Genomic DNA, 14,978 nt, shown 5'->3' with positions numbered 1-14,978 from the left:
GAGGCGGAGCCGTTCCGGGGCGCAGGCGCCGGTGCGCCGCCCTGCCCGGCCGTCGTGTGCGTGCGGCCTTCATGGGCCACAGACTCGTACCGGAGGGTGTCCACTCTCCAGGCCCTGCCGGGCCGGTGACTGTCCAGCACTGCCCACGGCTGTCCACCCGACCCGGCCCTCGACCGCCTTCCCCCTGGACGGCAGTCGACGAACAGCGGGCAGCACGTGGTGTCGCGGACGCGGGTGGCGGCTCCCTCCGTCGCCGTATCCGCCGGTACGGGCGGTGTGGTGTCCGTCTCCGTCTGCCGGCACGCCGGCCGGGCCGGGGGCAACGCCGCGGCGGATGCGGGCGGGCGCCGGCGTCGTACACCCCGGCAAGGCGGCGCGCGGGCGCGGGACCGGCGGCTGTACCCGGGGCCCGGTGAGGAATGTGATCGGCGTCCTCGCCGGTCAGGGGGTGGCCCGCGCCCTCGGTACCCGCACGGTGATCACGGCTCCGGGGCCCACGGCCACCCGGAGAGCGCCCGCTCGCCCACCGGCCCGCCCGCCGGTCAGGGCCGGCGGCCCGGCTCCCCCGTGGTGCCGCCGTCGGCCCGCATGGACAGCGGCGGAACCCTCCCGAGCACCACGAGCCGGTGGCGTACCGCCATCACGACGGCCGACGCCACGACGATGACCGTCCCGCCCAGCCGCAGGATCAGGTCGTAGACGTCCTCGGGCGGCCGCTGCGGCGTCATCGCGGAAATCGCCGCCGCCGTCCCCGCGAGAGCGATCGCGCCCAGCGTGACCAGGAACGTCAACAGCACACCCGACGCCTCCCCCGCCCTGGCGGGCGCGACGACCTGCTGGGTCGCCACACCTGAAAAGGTCCAGCCCAGGCCCAGACCCAGGCCACACCACGCGAACACCACGACGTACAGCCACCACACGCCGACTCCGGCCAGCGCGTACATTCCGCTACCCGCGACCACACCGGCCAGTGCCATCACCGCAGTCGGCCGCATGTGCCCGCCCAGGCGCGCCCCGAGCGGGCCGCTGACCGCGACCATCAGGGCCGGGGCCAGGAAGACCGTGCCCGCCACGAGCGGCGAAAGCCCGCGTACGCCCTGGAGGTAGAGCGTGGCGAGGAAGACGGTGACGGCGTAACCCATGTTGGAAAGCGAACCCATCCCGGTCACCAGCACATACGGGATGTTCCGCAGGAGCCGCAGGTCGACCAGCGGGTGCCGGGCGCGCCGCTCCCGTACCAGGAACAGGACGCCGGCCGACAGTGCCAGCGCGAAGCAGCCGACCGTACGGGCGCTCCCCCAGCCCCAGGCATCCGCGCGTTCCACCGCCACGGTGAGCGCGGCCAGCGCACACACGGTCAGGGCGCAGCCGGGGAGGTCGAGTTCGCGGGGTGCCGACGTGTCACGGGAGTCCGGTACGAACAGGAACGCAGCCACGAGTGAGAGCAGGCTCAGCGGTGCCATCAGCCAGAAGATCCACCGCCAGCCGGGCCCTTCGGTGAACCCGCCGCCCACGAACGGCCCGAACGCGGTTCCGATGTTGGCTACCCCGAACACCGCACCCAGCGCCCGGGCCCGGCTCTCCCCGGAAAAGGTGTTGGTGATCACCGACACCGAGACCGGGAACACGAACGCCGCACCCACCCCCTGCACGACCCGGGCCGCCACCAGCAGACCGAGACCAGGCGCCAGCGCACAGCCCACGGAACCCGCCGCGAACAGTGCGGTACCGGCCAGCAGGCTGCCGCGCCGCCCGAAGACGTCTCCGACCCGGCCGCCGACGATGAAGAAACAACCGAGGGCCAGCATGTACGCGGACAGGGTCCACTGCGCGGCCGACACCGTGACGGCGAATTCCGCCGCGATCCCGGGGACCGCCAGATTGAGAGCGAAGAAGTCGAGCTGGATGCAGAACAGGGCGACAGCAACCGCAGCCAACACCCCTCTCCCCCGCGTTCCCCGCGCGGCGGGTGAAGCCTCAGCACGCATGAGGGCACTTCCCCCTCTCAGCCGTCACCCCCAAGGGGGCGGCCGCCAGACCACCCACAGCACACGGCCCCGGATCCCATTGCTCCGGATCCCATTGTGGGACAAGCCACCATGAGACGCAGCTCCCGCCCACACCCCCATCAGCCCGCAGACCGGCCCGAGAGCCCCCGGGGACCGGCCGGGCTCACGGCACCCGCCTCCGAAGCCCCGTAGCTCGACGCCACCTGGTGGCCTGGTGGCTGTATGCGTATACGCAGAAACGCCCGGCCGGGAAGTCCCGGCCGGGCGTTTTCATACCCCCGCATCGCAGTGCGGTGCCCTGCTGCGCAGTGTTTGGTGCTGCTGCCCGCGGGCGGCTTAGTACCAGTGGTTGGCGGACCAGAAGTTCCAGGCGCCGACCGGGCTGCCGTAGCGGTCGTTCATGTAGTCCAGGCCCCACTTGATCTGGGTGGCCGGGTTGGTCTTCCAGTCGGCGCCCGCGGAGGCCATCTTCGAGGCCGGCAGGGCCTGGGCCAGGCCGTACGCGCCGGAGGAGGGGTTGGTCGCCGTGTGGTTCCAGCCGCTCTCGTGGGAGATGATCTTGTCGAAGGCGGCGAACTGGGCCGGGTCCTTGATCATCTGCTGTGCGATCGCCTTGGCGCTCATCGGGGCCGCCTGGGCGGGCACGGTGGCGAGCATGGAACCGGCGACACCGAGGGCGACGACGGTGCCCGCGAGGGCCTTCTTCGAAGCGGCGATGCGGCGGATGACGGTGTTGGACACGGATGAAACCTTCCGACGGGGACAAGGGCGGTCGCACGCATGCCGAAGACACGCGTGAGCCACTCACGCAATGGAGAGGGGTTCGTCGGCGGCGGGTGAAGTACCGAAGTACCCCTGCCGCCTTGCGACTCATCCAGTTCTACAGACGCCCCGACGCCCTGGCAAAGGTCCGTCTTACTAGCGGCCCTCGCAGCGAGCGGTCCCCCGACCCCCCGTCCCGCCGTGTTCAGCGCCTCCCGCGCCTACTAGCCGCGTTCGTATGTGACCTGGGCCCTATGAGGCGAGTCACCGGGGGAGGCCCCTATCCCCCGCCCCGGCCCGGGTCCCACCACCAGGCGACGCACACCAAGCGGAGCGTCCCGCTCGACGGGTCCGCCGTCACGGCGGAGGATGAGGGATTGTGATGACAGTCCTGGTGGTCGGTGTGGCGGAGGGTGCGGAGTTGGAGTTGCTGCGGTCACGGATCCAGCGCAACCCCCACTTCCGGGTCATCTCCCACGCCCACACGCCCGGCATCGCCCTGGCTCACGCCCGGGTCCTGCTCCCCGACATCACCGTGCTCACGCTCCCCGGGGGCTTTCACGACGATCCGGCCGCACTCGGCGTGTTCCAGGGGGTACGCGCTCTGGATCCGCCCAGCGGCGTCGTGCTGCGCACCAGGGCGGAGACGGCCCCCGCCGACCTCGGCATCGTCACCACCGACGGAGCCGTCCACCTCGTCCGGGCGGGCGACGAGGAAGGACTGATGCGGGCCTTGCGCACCATCGGGCTGCGCCGCGCGACCTGCGACCCCGACGAAATGCCCTGACCCACCCATCACACCCCGCCACACCCCGCCACGCTCCGTCACACAGGGGCCAGCAGGGCGTCAGGCGATGCGCAGGACGCCCTTGCCGTGGGTGGCACCCCCGGCGAGCCGCTGCACGGCGGTGGCCAGGCCTTCCCGGCTGCACTCGGCGCTGACGTCCACACGTACCGTGCCCTCCGCGACGAGGGCCAGGGCGCGGCGGGCGCTGCCGGCGACACCGGTGATCCGCCCCGCTCCGGCGAGGCGGGCGAACTGGGCGGCGAGCGTGCCGACCGAGCCGGCCGCAGCGTGGATCAGCACGCTCTCGCCGGGACGGACCCGCGCGGCCGTGTTGATCAGGTCGTAGGCGGTCGGTGCACCCCGGCCGGGACCCGCCGCCGTCCGCGGCGGCACGCTGCCGATGTCCAGGCTGAGCGCGACGGGTGCCAGAACCACCTCCGCCCGGGCCCCTCCCGTGGTCAGCGCGGTGACAGGCGTCCCGATCCGGCCGGGATCGACGCCCTCACCGACCGCGGTGATGCGCCCCGACACGTCGAACCCGGGAACGAACGGCCGCGGCAGCGGGAACAGCCCGTCACGGGCATGACGTCACACCATGGGACGCCGGCATGGGCAACCCCGATCGCCATCTCGCCAGGGCCTGGCGCGGGCCCGGCGGCGGCTGCCCGCAACCGGACCGGGGGCCGGGTGGGCCAGTGCGCCGGGCAGGCCGGTGGGCCGGTGGGCCGGACTGCGGGCCGGGCGGGAGCGTACAACCCTGACGGTAGCCGGAATCAACTCCTGGCGGGCCGACAGGGGCCATGGCCGGCCGCTACGTTGTCGCCCGTTCCCCAGCATCCGTGACGAAGGAGCACCGTATGACCCGTTCGGCCGACGCCCCCCGAAGGCGCGTGGTGTGGGGGATATCCCTGGTCCTGATCGCGATCACCGCACTCCTGGGAGGGGCGCCCGGAGCCGTCGCCGGGGCGGCGGGGGCGGGCGGGCCGGGGGCACCGCCCGTGCCGGTGCTGTCCTGGGGTCCCTGTGACGGGGCGGCGGACGGCTTCGAGTGCGCGACCGCCCGGGTGCCGTTGGACTACCGCCGGCCCACCGGTCCCACGCTCGCGCTCGCGGTCACCCGCCGGGCCGCAGCGGACCCGGCGCGCCGCACCGGTGTCCTGGTGCTGCATCCTGGTGGGCCCGGCAACTCCGGTGTGGACTTCGCCCGCAGCAGCTACGAGGCACTGCCCGACTCCCTGCGCGACGCCTTCGACGTCGTCGGGTACGACATGCGGGGTGTGGCACGCAGCGGTCGGGTGGAGTGCTGGGACGACCGGGAGTACGCCGCCGCGGTCGACGGTGCGCGCGGGGTGCCCGGTCCGGGTGCCCTCAGGGAGGCCGTGCGCCAGGGTGCCGCCTTCGCCTCCGCCTGCCAGGAACGCTCCGGGGGACTGGTGCCGTTCATCGGTACCGGGTCGAACGCCGGGGACATCGACCTGCTGAGGCAGGCCCTGGGTGAGGAGACGCTGTCCTTCTACGGGCGTTCCTTCGGCAGCTACGTCGGCACCGTGTACGCGGCGCGCTTCCCTCAGCGGGTACGTGCCATGGTCCTGGACGGGGCCTACGATCCACGCCGCTACGCGGAGGTCCCGTACGCGTACGACGCCCCGCAGTTCACCGCCCTGGACGCGGCGGTCGGCCGGTTCCTGGACTGGTGCGGGCGCGAAGCGGCGGCCTGCGGTTTCGGGGAGGGCCGGCCGCGGCAGGCGTTCGAACAGCTGAAGCGGGACCTGGACGCGGACCCGGTGATCACCGCGAGCGGGCGCCCTGCCACCGGCTACACGCTGGCCTACCGTCTGATGTTCAACATCAACGCGGGCAAGGAGATCTGGCCGTACCTGGGACAGGCGCTGCGGTCGGCACAGGCCCGGCAGGCCTCGTTCCTGCTGTCGCCGCCGTCACCCGCGTCGTTCGACTTCCTCACGGCCAACCTCGCCGTCGAGTGCGCCGACCGCGTCTACCCCGGCAGTCGCCCGCTCCTGGGGGCGCTCGTCGGCGCCGAAGCCGCCTCGGCACCGCTGCTGGGACCCCCGATCGGCCTGGGGCCGCCGACCTACGACCACAACCACGCGCCCGCCTGCGTCCAGTGGCCGGCGGAACGCCCGAGCCGTTTCGAGGGCTCCTACCGGGCGGCGGGCTCCGCCCCGATCCTGGTACTCGGCACGACGGGGGATCCCGACACCCCGTACCAGGACGCCGTGGCCCTGGCCGCCACGCTGGACCGCGGACGGCTGCTGACCTTCGACGCCGAAGGACACACCGCCTACCACCGCAGTGCATGCGTCAGTGCCCTGGTGGACCGCTACCTCAGCACTCTGACGCTGCCCGCACGGGGCACGGTCTGCACGGACGAGGCTCCCCCGGAGCCGACCGGCCGCCGCACCACCGGGAGCGAGATCGACGAGACGCACGACGTGATCCCGACCCTGCGCTGAACGAACCCCCGCCGTCCACCCGTCCGGTCAGCCGGTCAGCCGGACGCATCCGACACGTCGGGGCCGCCCTCCGCGGACGTGGCCAAGGGGCCTTCGGGGTACGTCCCCCGAAGGCCCCGTCGCGCGTGGCGGGTGGCGGGTCAGGCCGTCGTACGGCGGCGGCGGCCGGTGCCGGCCACCAGGGCCGCGCCCATGGCCAGCGCCACGCCACCGCCGGCGAGCGCCCAACTGGTCGCCGCGTCGGCACCGGTGGCGGCCAGCTCCCCGGCGGCTGCGCCCGTGCCGCCGGTGGCGGTGCCGGTGGTGTTCGTGGTGCTGATCGGCGTCGTGGTGCCACCGTTCGGGGCGGGCCGGTTACCGCCGTCCGGGGCGGCGGGCAGGATCTTCACCAGGACCGGGCGGCTGTCGCTGCGGATGTCGGAGCCGATCTCGAGGACCGTTCCGGAGGCGCGGAACTGCGCGTAGCCGAGCGGGGTGTCGGCGGTGAACCGGATGCGCACCTTGACGTCGAAGGCCTTGCCCGCGGGGATCTTGCCGCCGGCGAGGTGGTTGACCACGTAGTAGCCGTCGCTGTAGCCGAGTTCGGCGCGCTCCCAGCCGTTCTTGCCGTAGACCTCGACCTGCAGCTGCTCACCGTCCGTCCCGACCCAGTCGGGACGGGCGAGGCTGAAGTACAGGTGGAAGTCGTCCAGGGCCGGCTTGCCGGAGTTGTCGACGTGGATGGTGAGGTCCTGCCAGGCCCCGCCCACCGCGAGTCCGGCGGGCAGGCCGCCGATGGTGAGGTCGGGGCCTTCGGTCACGACGGGCTGGTCGCTGCCGGGAGTCGCACCCGTGATGGCCGTGTTGTACCAGGCCGATGGAGAGGCACTGGTCTTGCCGCCGATACGGCTCTTGCCGTCGGAGGCGATGTCGAAGGCGACGACCGGGGTGTCCGCGGCGAAGCTGACCCGCACGTCGACGGTGTAGACGGCATCGACGGCCACGGAAGCGGTGGTGCCGAGCCGGTAGACGATTCCCGGACCGTACTGCGGGCCGTGGACCGCCTTCACCGGCTGCCAGGAAACGGATCCGTCTCCGGCGGTGACCTTCTGTTCGACCTTCACCTGCGAGGCCTTGATCTTCCCGTCCCACTGCATGACGGTGAACTCGGGGGTGTAGTTCGCGACCGCGATGTGGCCCGAGTTGTCCACCTGGACGGTCAGCGGGGTCCAGCTGCCGTCGGCCTTGAAACCGGTCTTCGGAAGGCCCCGCACACTGACGTCGGGCCCCATCAGAATCCCGGTGGGCGACTCTTCACCGGGGTCCTCGGCGGGGGTGTCCGCGACGGCCTCGGCCGGCGTCTGGACGGCGGGGGCCACGGGCGTCCCTGTGTCCGGCGACTGCGGGACGGCCGGCGTCGGCGCCGAAGGCCCGCCTGCCGGCGACGGCCCGGCGGCCCCCTCCGCCCCCGTTCCCGCCCCGGTGTTGGCCTCGGCCTCGGTCTTGGCCTTGGCCGCGTCTTCCGTCTGAGCCGCCTGCCCGGCGGCCGGCTGCGCGTCGTCCTTCGGCTCGGCATCCGGCACGGTCACGGCAGACTGCCCGTGCTCGCCGGCCAGCGCGGGCGTGGTCAGCAGGACCGGGCCCACCACGGCAGCGGCCGCGACGGCGGCCATACGCTTGATCTTCACTTCTTGACTCCCCCTCCATTTTTGAACATGCTCAGATTAGGGGGGCTGGTGGGGCGAGTGTCCCGAAATCGGATCACAGGTCGGCCAAGACTTCCGGACGCCCCCGCTCCGTGCCAGGTGCCCCCCGGCACGGGCAGGGCGGGAGCCCGTCCTCTAGGGTCGGTCACGGCGGCCCGGCGGACGGTCCGCACGGGGCGGACCGGCAACGGCTGCGGGGGCAGGGGGAACTGATGGAGTCTTTGCGGCCCGGTGACCCGCTGGAGATCGGCGGGTACCGTCTGCTGGCGCGCCTCGGCTCGGGGGGCATGGGAGAGGTGTTCCTGGCGCGGACGGCGTCCGGGCGGGCACTGGCGCTGAAGACCGTGCACCGCGAGCTGAGCCTGGAGGCCGACTTCGCGCACCGCTTCGACCGGGAGATACGTACCAGCGACCGGGTGCGCAGTCCGTGGACGGTGTCGGTGGTCGATTTCAGCGCACCGGGGGCGTCCCCGCAGTGGCTGGCGACCGAGTACGTGCCTGCGCCGTCGCTGGGTGACTGGGTGCGCGAGCGCGGGCCGCTGGAAGCACCGGCCGTACGGCGTCTGGGGCAGGAGCTGTCGGCTGCGCTGGTGAGCGTGCGGGCGGCGGGGGTGGTCCACCGTGACATCAAGCCGGCGAACGTGCTGCTGGGCGCGGAGCGGCCCTTCCTGATCGATTTCGGTATCGCCCGGACGGTCCGCGACCCGCGGCACACCCGCACCGGCACGGTCATCGGCACACCCGGTTTCCTGGCACCGGAACAGGCCACCGGGGCGGTGGCCGGGGCCGCCGCCGACGTGTTCTCGCTGGCCTCGGTGCTCGTGTACGCGACGACCGGCCGCAGCCCCTTCCTGGCCGGAGGGGAGGAACTGGACCTGCCGGCCCTGCTCTACCGGATCGTGCACGACGAGCCGCGGCTGGACGGCGTGCCGCAGCCGCTGCGTGAGCTGGTCAGGGAGTGCCTGGCCAAGGATCCGCAGCAGCGTCCCGGCCCCGAGGACATGGCGGCGCGGCTGGGCGACGGTCCGGAGGGGAGCTGGAGTACCGCGGCCCCGCGGGCCCTGGCGGCCGAGGCCGGACGCCGGGAAGCCGAGCTCCGACGGCTCCTCGCCCTCCCCCGGACGGCTTCCGCCGCCGGGGTCGGAGCACACGGCGCCCCCGGAACACCCGGGGCCCACGACACCCCCGCGGCGCCCGGGCTCCCTGCGGCGGACGGCACTCCCGCCACGCCCGTGGCCGTGCCCGCGCCCTCGCCCGTACCGGTGTCGCCTCCGCCGCTGCCGTCGGCATCGCCACGGCCCGGGGTTCTCGCGGGTGCCAGTACCCCGCCGTACTCCCCCGCGCCAGCCGAACGGAGTGCCGGGCAGGCGCTCCTGCGCTCGCGGGGTGCCGGTGCGGTCGCGGGCGCCGTCGTCGTTCTGGCCGTTGCCGCGTTCGCGGTGTGGTACCCCGATCACCGCGACGAGGGCAACGGCGACGGTGGGCGCGGTACGGCCTCACCCGCATCCTCCTCGTCCGGAGCGTCCTCGCCCGGAGCGTCCTCGCCCGCGCAGCCGCCGGGGGCGCTGCCGGCCGCGTGGGCCGGTACGTGGACGGGTGTGGGGCCCGGAACACCGCAGGCGGACGGTGTGACGCGAGCGCGGACGGGCGAGTTCTCCGTCACGGTCACGCTGAACGGCGGGACGGTGGGCGAGCTGGTGGGCCGGCAGGTCAGCGACGTCAAGGAGCTCTCCACCGGGCGGAACCTGGGATGCACCGAGGCCCTCAGGCTGCAGCAGTTCCGCGGGAGCGGTGCGGTGTTCAAGGCCGTCACCAGCCATCCCACCGACAGCGCGGCGGTCTTCGAGTGCCCGCGGGGCAACCTGTACGTGCTGACGATGGCCGAACCGGACCGGCTGACGCTGGAAACGGAGGGTGCGCAGTCGGCAGGCGCCCCCGCGGCGCTGACCCGGCGCCCGTGACCCCGGGATCTTTGACCTCAACCGGACTTGACGTTCTACACATGGAGTCATGAACACTCCACTGCGTATCGCACTCGTCGTCGGCAGCACCCGTGAAGGCAGGTTCGGCCCCACCGTCGCCCGCTGGTTCGAAACCGCCGCCGCCGGCCGCACCGACATCGAACTCACCGTCGCCGACCTCGCGGACGCCGACCTCCCGGCACACTGGACGCCCTCCCTCACACCACGCGGTCATGCGTTCGTCGAACAACTGGCGCGGGCCGACGCCTACGTGATCCTCACCCCCGAGTACAACCACTCCTTCCCGGCCTCCCTGAAGCAGGCGATCGACACCGCCGGACACGTCTGGCGGCGCAAGCCGGTCGGATTCGTGTCCTACGGCGGCCTCTCAGGCGGGCTGCGCGCCGTCGAGCAGCTGCGTCCGGTCTTCGCCGAACTGCACGCGACCACGGTCCGCGAGACGGTCAGCTTCCACCAGTTCCCGTTCGACGAGACCGGAGCACCTCGCGACGCCGACGGCGCCCGGACGGCGGTGACGGTCCTTCTCGACGACCTCCTGTGGTGGGGTCACGCCCTGCGCACCGCACGCCGGCAGGACGAGGCGCAGAACGCAGCCGCCTGACCCTACGACCCCGCGCGCCAGCCCCTTCGCTCCAGGGAACGGACCGGCGCCGGGGCGGGACCGCCCCCGGGGGGACCGGTCCCGCCCCGGCGTTCAGATGGGAACGGCGCGGGGCAGGCCCGGGGCGCGCAGTGCCTCCAGGCGTGCCTGTGCCAGCCGGAGATGACGGGGGTCGAGGGTGGGCAGGGCACACAGCAGGGCGACCAGCTCGGGCCCCGACTCCGCTGCCGGAGCGCGGTCCTTGAGCTGCGTCCAGCAGTACAGGGCGCCCGCCGCCGCGGCATGCACCTCGGGGTCGGTCGCGCCCTGGCCGGCCAGCCGGGCCCGGCAGGCCCCGATCCACAGTTCGGTGGCCAGCGGGAAGTCACCTGCCATCCGTGCCAGGTCCGCGCGGATCTCCGCCCACTGGACCGCCTGCGGGGAGGAGAACCCGCAGGTCTGCCGTACGTGTTCCTCCCAGGCCCGGGCGAGAGCGGCCGCCTCCGGATGGCGTCCCTCCATGGCCAGCGCGTGGATGTACGGCCGGGGATCCCCGCCCGCCGCCCCGCCGGGATCCGACGCCGGACCCTGATCGTGGCCCGGTACGGCCGGACCGGCGGGCCCGTCCGCGTCCTGCCACCCGTGCGGGGCCGGCGCCTGCGGGTCCGGTTGCGGCGGCTGCGGCTGCGACCGCAGCGGGCCGGGGCGCATGCCCAGCTCACGGGCGGTCGGCAGGACCAGCGCACCCGGCGGAAGTCCCGCGGCCCCCGCCGCGAGGGCGTGCAGCTGTACGTCGGCCGGCCTGACCGGACTGCGCCGCAGCTGGTCGATCCAGTGCCGGGTGTAGCCGCTCACCGTGCCGTCGCCCGCGGCGAAACCCGGCGGGCAGACCACCCCGTACACCTCGGCGCACGGGAAGGCGGGCAGACTCCCGTACTCCTGGAGCAGCGGCCACGCCTGCTTGTCGGCCGCGAGGTCGAGGAGCACCGTCGTCAGCCCGGCGGGGCGGCTGCGCAGTTCACCGCCCAGCCACTCCCACGGCAGGGCCGTGTACCGGACCGCGGCCTGTGTGGTCCCGGCCAGGGCGAGGTGGAGCCCGCGGCCGCGGCGGTCGGCGGTCAGCCTGCCCGAGAGGTACAGCAGCAGGGGACCCGGGGTCGCGGCAGCGGTGCGCAACCGCGCCAGCACCGTGTTCGGGTCACGGACCCCGTCCAGGCACACCGTGTCCGTGGGGAGTTCACTGCCCAGAAGCACCGAGGCCGGCACCATCGCAAGTGCGGCGAGGTTCGCGCTGGGCGCGAGGTGCACCGTGCGGCGGCGCGCCGCGCCGTCCCCGGCTATGAGCAGCACGTGCCCCCGCTGCCGCCCCGCTCCGTTGAAGTACATGAGCAGACGGTACCCACCCCACGGACCCCATGGTGAACCAGCACCACAACCCGCACCCGGCCACGTAGTCCACTCTCGACCTGGTGATCGGGTAGGTTGACCAACTCGGCTCCGGGACACGGCAGATCGGGGCGGCGCCCACCATCACGGCCGCGTCCGGGCGGTCCCCGTACCGCGTCGTCGGGGAAGCGGACGCCGTCCCGAACGGCGGGGAAGACGAGGAATCGGACATCATGATCACTGTGCCGGGCGGACACGTCACGCTCTCCGACCGCCGTACCGAGCGCACCTGGTCCGTCGAGTTGGCCCCGTACGAGCTCGCGGCACACCCGGTCACCCAGGCCGCCTACGCACAGACCACCGGTACGGACCCCGGCAGCGGACAGGGCAGCGGCCTGCTGCCGGTCCACGACCTGTCGTGGTGGGACGCCGTCCGGTACTGCAACACCCTGTCCAGGCAGGAAGGGCTGACTCCCGCCTACCGTCTCCCCCACGCCACCGGCACGACCGACAACGGAGACGGCCAAGAGGACGGGGTCACCTGGGACCGGGAGGCGGACGGCTACCGGCTGCCGACCGAGGCCGAATGGGAACACGCCTGCCGGGCAGGCACCGCCGGTCCCCGCTACGGTCCCCTCGACGACATCGCCTGGCACCGCGGGAACTCCCGGGAGCACATCCACGAGGTCGGCGGCCGCCTTCCCAACTCCTGGGGTCTGTACGACATGCTCGGCAACGTCTGGGAGTGGTGCTGGGACGTCTACGACCCCGAGGTGTACGGCTCGTACCGGGTGCTGCGCGGCGGCGGCTGGTTCGACGAACACTGGAGCTGCCGCGCCTCCGTGCGGCGGCGCAGCCACCCCACACTCCGGATCGACGACGTGGGACTGCGCCTCGCCCGCACACCGAGGCCCTGACCGGCCATCCGGCCCCTGGCCCCCGCCCTTGGCGTTGCCTCGTGGACGGTCGGCGGCTCCCCGTGCGACGGTTGCGCCATGACGACGAGACGACGGAGCCAGGCGGAACGAGACGAGTTACCTGTCGAGATCGGGTATGCGCTGTTGAGCGCGGGGTTCCTCGGCGCCGTGGTGTTCGCCGCGATCGCCGGGCCGACGGCCGTCTGGCACCTTCCTCCTGCGGTCGAGGAGTTCCTCCAGGTCGGCGGGGCCTGGGTCGCCGGAGTTCTCGCGGTGGTCCGTGTCGTCCATGTCCTGTGGCGACACGGGCGGCACGGCTGACGCTCCTCGTCGCGCGTCGGCGGTGCCGGGTGTCTGCGCCTCCGCCTCGGGGTAACCCCTCAGACGGCGAGGCGGGTTTCCTCTTGGGGCGGGACCGGAGCGCACCGGCTGCCGGCCCCGCAGCCGCCGTATGCCTCTCCGGGGCGGTCAGGTCACCGTCCGCGATCGCCCGTGCCCGGTGTCGGCTGCAGGGTCCGGCCTCGCCTCGCGGGTCACGGGTGGAGCGCCCATGCTGGGTGGTAGGGCGCCGTCGTCCTGAGACTTGTCCTTCCCGAGGGCCGAACGGAGGCGCCTGAGAGGAGGAGGAAGTCATGCGCATACGCAGAGTCCTGGGCCTCGCCCTCGCCGGGGCCACTCTTGCCGGGATGAGCGCGATCGGCGCCGTCAGCACCGCAGCCGCATCGTCTCCGAACATCACCAGAGACGAGTGCACGGCCGCGGGCGGGCAGGTCACGGCACGCCCCTACGCCAGCGAGACGTTCTCGCTCCCTGACGGGACCACACAGCCGATCACGTGATCGGTCTCCGGGACGGAAACCGGTATTTCGTTCCCTCTGGCCGCCCTGTCACGCGCCGGGGCCGTTCCGGCGGCTGCGCATCGAGGGCGGCTGCGGCTCCACGACACCGTGCGGCACGTACAGGCGCGCCCGTGTCGACGGGGACCTGTGCGCCCCGCACCGCTCGGCAACCGCCGTTGCCCGGCCGCGTACGAGTCCGTTGGGCATGCCGTGGATGATGGCGTCATGGCCGTCACCCTGCAGCTCGCCCGTATCCCGGAGTCGTACCTCGCCGCCTGCCGTCAGTCCGCCGACGCGTCACCGGATCGTGATCCCCGATGGGATCCACCGGCGCCTGACGTACTGGACCTGGACTGGGCACCGGCGCTGCTGGACCGCGTCGGCGAGGCCGCCGGACTCGAAGGGGTCCCTCTTCATGCTCTGCGCCGGGCCACCGACGGCGACACCGGTCTGGACCTCGGCTTCCTCGCCACCCACCCGCACGCCATAGCCCCCTTGGGCGGCACCCCCACCGCCCTGGATGTCGCCCAGGTGGCGGTCGTTTCCGAACTGCTCGGCCAGATCGACATGGCGGCCCTCCTCGCCGCGCTGCCAGCCGACGACCGTGAGGTCACCTCCCTGATCGGCCCCGAGGCCGCCCACATCACCGGCGGCGTGCGCGCGTACCTGCTCGGGCACTTCAACGCCTTGCGCGACTTCTACCTCGAAGCAGCCGAGCGCCGTCTGCTCGTCGTGCTCTGGTGGGACTGACCCGCGACCCCGCCACGCCTGGCGCCGCCGCACCGTCCGCGGGCCGGACGTGACACCTCCTCGGGCTTCCGATCGTCATCGCGTACCCGAGGAGGATCGTCGCGCTGGCTGCCCAGGTCAGTCGGCCCAGACGTCCCACCACTGCTGCGACTGGAAGTTCTTCTGCCACAGCTGGATGCGGGCCCCGTTGCCCAGGACGTTCGCGTCGCGGTCCATGACGATGTTGCCGCCGGAGTAGAAGCGCGCGTTGTAGATCGCACGGTCGCCCGACGGGTGGGACCAGCTCTGCTGCGGCGTGTTGTTGCAGTCCCAGATCTGTACCTTGGTGCCGTTGCGGCCACCGCCGTTGAGGTCGGCGTCCAGGCATTTGCCGGGGAAGCGGTAGCTCTCCAGCGCGCCGTTGTTCCAGAGGTACCACCGTTGCTGGGTGGTGCCGTTGCACTGCCAGATCTGGACGACCGTGCCGTTTCCGCCACCGTTGGCATCCACGTCCAGACACTGGGTGGTGGGACGTTTGGCGAAGTCGTTGGTGATCCGTACGGGCTGGTTCAGCAGTCGCTGCGGTGCGGGGGCCGTGACGCCCTGCGGCGGTGCGTTCCAGTACACGGGCTGGGGTACGGCCCGGGCCGGGGCTGCGGAACCGCCGGAGGCGTCGGCTCCGGCGGTTCCGGTCAGAGCGGTGGCGAAGGCGACGGCGGTGATCGCGGTGACCGCCGCCGAGCGGGCGGGACGGGGCATGTTCTCTCCCAACTCTTCGGGTGCGTGCGGGCGGTGCCGCTTCGGGCCGGCGTCGCCCGGCAGGTGCCG

General features: G+C 73.0%; 14 protein-coding genes. 8 read left to right on the top strand and 6 right to left on the bottom strand.

Annotation, left to right across the window (positions count from 1 at the left end):
- Window positions 1-542: 542 nt before the first annotated feature.
- The gene (locus DEJ51_RS34265) at window positions 543-1,937 is read right to left on the bottom strand and encodes an MFS transporter (protein WP_190620851.1); all 1,395 of its coding nucleotides are present in this window, start codon (window positions 1,935-1,937) and stop codon (window positions 543-545) included.
- Between the two features lie 408 nt (window positions 1,938-2,345).
- A complete protein-coding gene (locus DEJ51_RS34260; RefSeq protein WP_150257275.1) occupies window positions 2,346-2,750 on the bottom strand; it encodes a transglycosylase SLT domain-containing protein in 405 nt (134 codons plus the stop codon).
- Window positions 2,751-3,153: 403 nt separating this feature from the next.
- Between DEJ51_RS34260 and DEJ51_RS34255 the strand changes: the two genes are divergently transcribed.
- Window positions 3,154-3,558 (top strand): hypothetical protein, encoded by a 405-nt coding sequence (locus DEJ51_RS34255; protein ID WP_150261574.1) that lies wholly within the window; start codon window positions 3,154-3,156, stop codon window positions 3,556-3,558.
- 60 nt (window positions 3,559-3,618) lie between these two features.
- Here DEJ51_RS34255 and DEJ51_RS34250 read toward each other — a convergent pair whose 3' ends face one another.
- Window positions 3,619-4,089 (bottom strand): hypothetical protein, encoded by a 471-nt coding sequence (locus DEJ51_RS34250; protein ID WP_223836113.1) that lies wholly within the window; start codon window positions 4,087-4,089, stop codon window positions 3,619-3,621.
- Between the two features lie 326 nt (window positions 4,090-4,415).
- On the opposite strand from DEJ51_RS34250, the gene DEJ51_RS34245 reads away from it, so the two are divergent.
- Window positions 4,416-6,032: an alpha/beta hydrolase gene (locus tag DEJ51_RS34245; protein WP_150261573.1), complete on the top strand. Its 1,617-nt coding sequence runs from the start codon at window positions 4,416-4,418 to the stop codon at window positions 6,030-6,032.
- Between the two features lie 140 nt (window positions 6,033-6,172).
- Here the strand turns inward: DEJ51_RS34245 and DEJ51_RS34240 are convergent, their stop codons facing one another.
- A complete protein-coding gene (locus tag DEJ51_RS34240; protein WP_150261572.1) occupies window positions 6,173-7,699 on the bottom strand; it encodes a hypothetical protein in 1,527 nt (508 codons plus the stop codon).
- Window positions 7,700-7,929: 230 nt separating this feature from the next.
- Here DEJ51_RS34240 and DEJ51_RS34235 point away from each other — a divergent pair, with 230 nt between their 5' ends.
- Entirely contained in the window at window positions 7,930-9,678 is a 1,749-nt protein-coding gene (locus DEJ51_RS34235; protein ID WP_150261570.1) for a serine/threonine-protein kinase, read from the top strand.
- Window positions 9,679-9,727: 49 nt separating this feature from the next.
- Entirely contained in the window at window positions 9,728-10,300 is a 573-nt protein-coding gene (locus tag DEJ51_RS34230; RefSeq protein ID WP_150261568.1) for an NADPH-dependent FMN reductase, read from the top strand.
- A 93-nt stretch (window positions 10,301-10,393) separates the two neighbouring features.
- On the opposite strand, the gene DEJ51_RS34225 is transcribed toward DEJ51_RS34230, so the two are convergent.
- Window positions 10,394-11,665, bottom strand: coding sequence for a hypothetical protein (locus DEJ51_RS34225; RefSeq protein WP_150261566.1), 1,272 nt, complete (start codon window positions 11,663-11,665; stop codon window positions 10,394-10,396).
- A 233-nt stretch (window positions 11,666-11,898) separates the two neighbouring features.
- Here DEJ51_RS34225 and DEJ51_RS34220 point away from each other — a divergent pair, with 233 nt between their 5' ends.
- The 4 genes from DEJ51_RS34220 to DEJ51_RS34205 all read left to right on the top strand — a co-directional run bounded on the left by DEJ51_RS34220 (window position 11,899) and on the right by DEJ51_RS34205 (window position 14,171).
- Window positions 11,899-12,582, top strand: a complete 684-nt coding sequence (locus DEJ51_RS34220) for a formylglycine-generating enzyme family protein (RefSeq protein ID WP_150261564.1) — start codon at window positions 11,899-11,901, stop codon at window positions 12,580-12,582.
- Between the two features lie 78 nt (window positions 12,583-12,660).
- Entirely contained in the window at window positions 12,661-12,903 is a 243-nt protein-coding gene (locus tag DEJ51_RS34215) for a DUF6332 family protein (protein WP_150261562.1), read from the top strand.
- Window positions 12,904-13,214: 311 nt separating this feature from the next.
- Window positions 13,215-13,421: a hypothetical protein gene (locus DEJ51_RS34210; RefSeq protein ID WP_150261560.1), complete on the top strand. Its 207-nt coding sequence runs from the start codon at window positions 13,215-13,217 to the stop codon at window positions 13,419-13,421.
- A gap of 225 nt (window positions 13,422-13,646) precedes the next feature.
- Window positions 13,647-14,171 carry a DUF1877 family protein gene (locus DEJ51_RS34205; RefSeq protein WP_150261558.1) on the top strand — a complete coding sequence of 175 codons (525 nt, stop codon included), beginning with the start codon at window positions 13,647-13,649 and terminating at the stop codon, window positions 14,169-14,171.
- A gap of 117 nt (window positions 14,172-14,288) precedes the next feature.
- Here the strand turns inward: DEJ51_RS34205 and DEJ51_RS34200 are convergent, their stop codons facing one another.
- Window positions 14,289-14,909, bottom strand: a complete 621-nt coding sequence (locus DEJ51_RS34200; RefSeq protein WP_150261556.1) for an RICIN domain-containing protein — start codon at window positions 14,907-14,909, stop codon at window positions 14,289-14,291.
- Between the last annotated feature and the right edge of the window lie 69 nt (window positions 14,910-14,978).

Origin of the sequence: Streptomyces venezuelae (genome assembly GCF_008642275.1) — a bacterium.
GTDB classification, from domain to species: domain Bacteria; phylum Actinomycetota; class Actinomycetes; order Streptomycetales; family Streptomycetaceae; genus Streptomyces; species Streptomyces venezuelae_E.
The sequence above is the reverse complement of the archived record's forward strand: the minus strand, read 5'-3'. Positions and strand labels throughout refer to the sequence as shown.

Bases quoted from the DNA above. Each gene is read 5' to 3' on its own strand.
- DEJ51_RS34210 (WP_150261560.1), top strand. From the start codon at position 13,215: ATGCGCATACGCAGAGTCCTGGGCCTCGCCCTCGCCGGGGCCACTCTT.
- DEJ51_RS34205 (WP_150261558.1), top strand. From the start codon at position 13,647: ATGGCCGTCACCCTGCAGCTCGCCCGTATCCCGGAGTCGTACCTCGCC.
- DEJ51_RS34255 (WP_150261574.1), top strand. From the start codon at position 3,154: ATGACAGTCCTGGTGGTCGGTGTGGCGGAGGGTGCGGAGTTGGAGTTG.
- DEJ51_RS34245 (WP_150261573.1), top strand. From the start codon at position 4,416: ATGACCCGTTCGGCCGACGCCCCCCGAAGGCGCGTGGTGTGGGGGATA.
- DEJ51_RS34220 (WP_150261564.1), top strand. From the start codon at position 11,899: ATGATCACTGTGCCGGGCGGACACGTCACGCTCTCCGACCGCCGTACC.
- DEJ51_RS34215 (WP_150261562.1), top strand. From the start codon at position 12,661: ATGACGACGAGACGACGGAGCCAGGCGGAACGAGACGAGTTACCTGTC.
- DEJ51_RS34225 (WP_150261566.1), bottom strand. From the start codon at position 11,665: ATGTACTTCAACGGAGCGGGGCGGCAGCGGGGGCACGTGCTGCTCATA.
- DEJ51_RS34200 (WP_150261556.1), bottom strand. From the start codon at position 14,909: ATGCCCCGTCCCGCCCGCTCGGCGGCGGTCACCGCGATCACCGCCGTC.
- DEJ51_RS34235 (WP_150261570.1), top strand. From the start codon at position 7,930: ATGGAGTCTTTGCGGCCCGGTGACCCGCTGGAGATCGGCGGGTACCGT.
- DEJ51_RS34230 (WP_150261568.1), top strand. From the start codon at position 9,728: ATGAACACTCCACTGCGTATCGCACTCGTCGTCGGCAGCACCCGTGAA.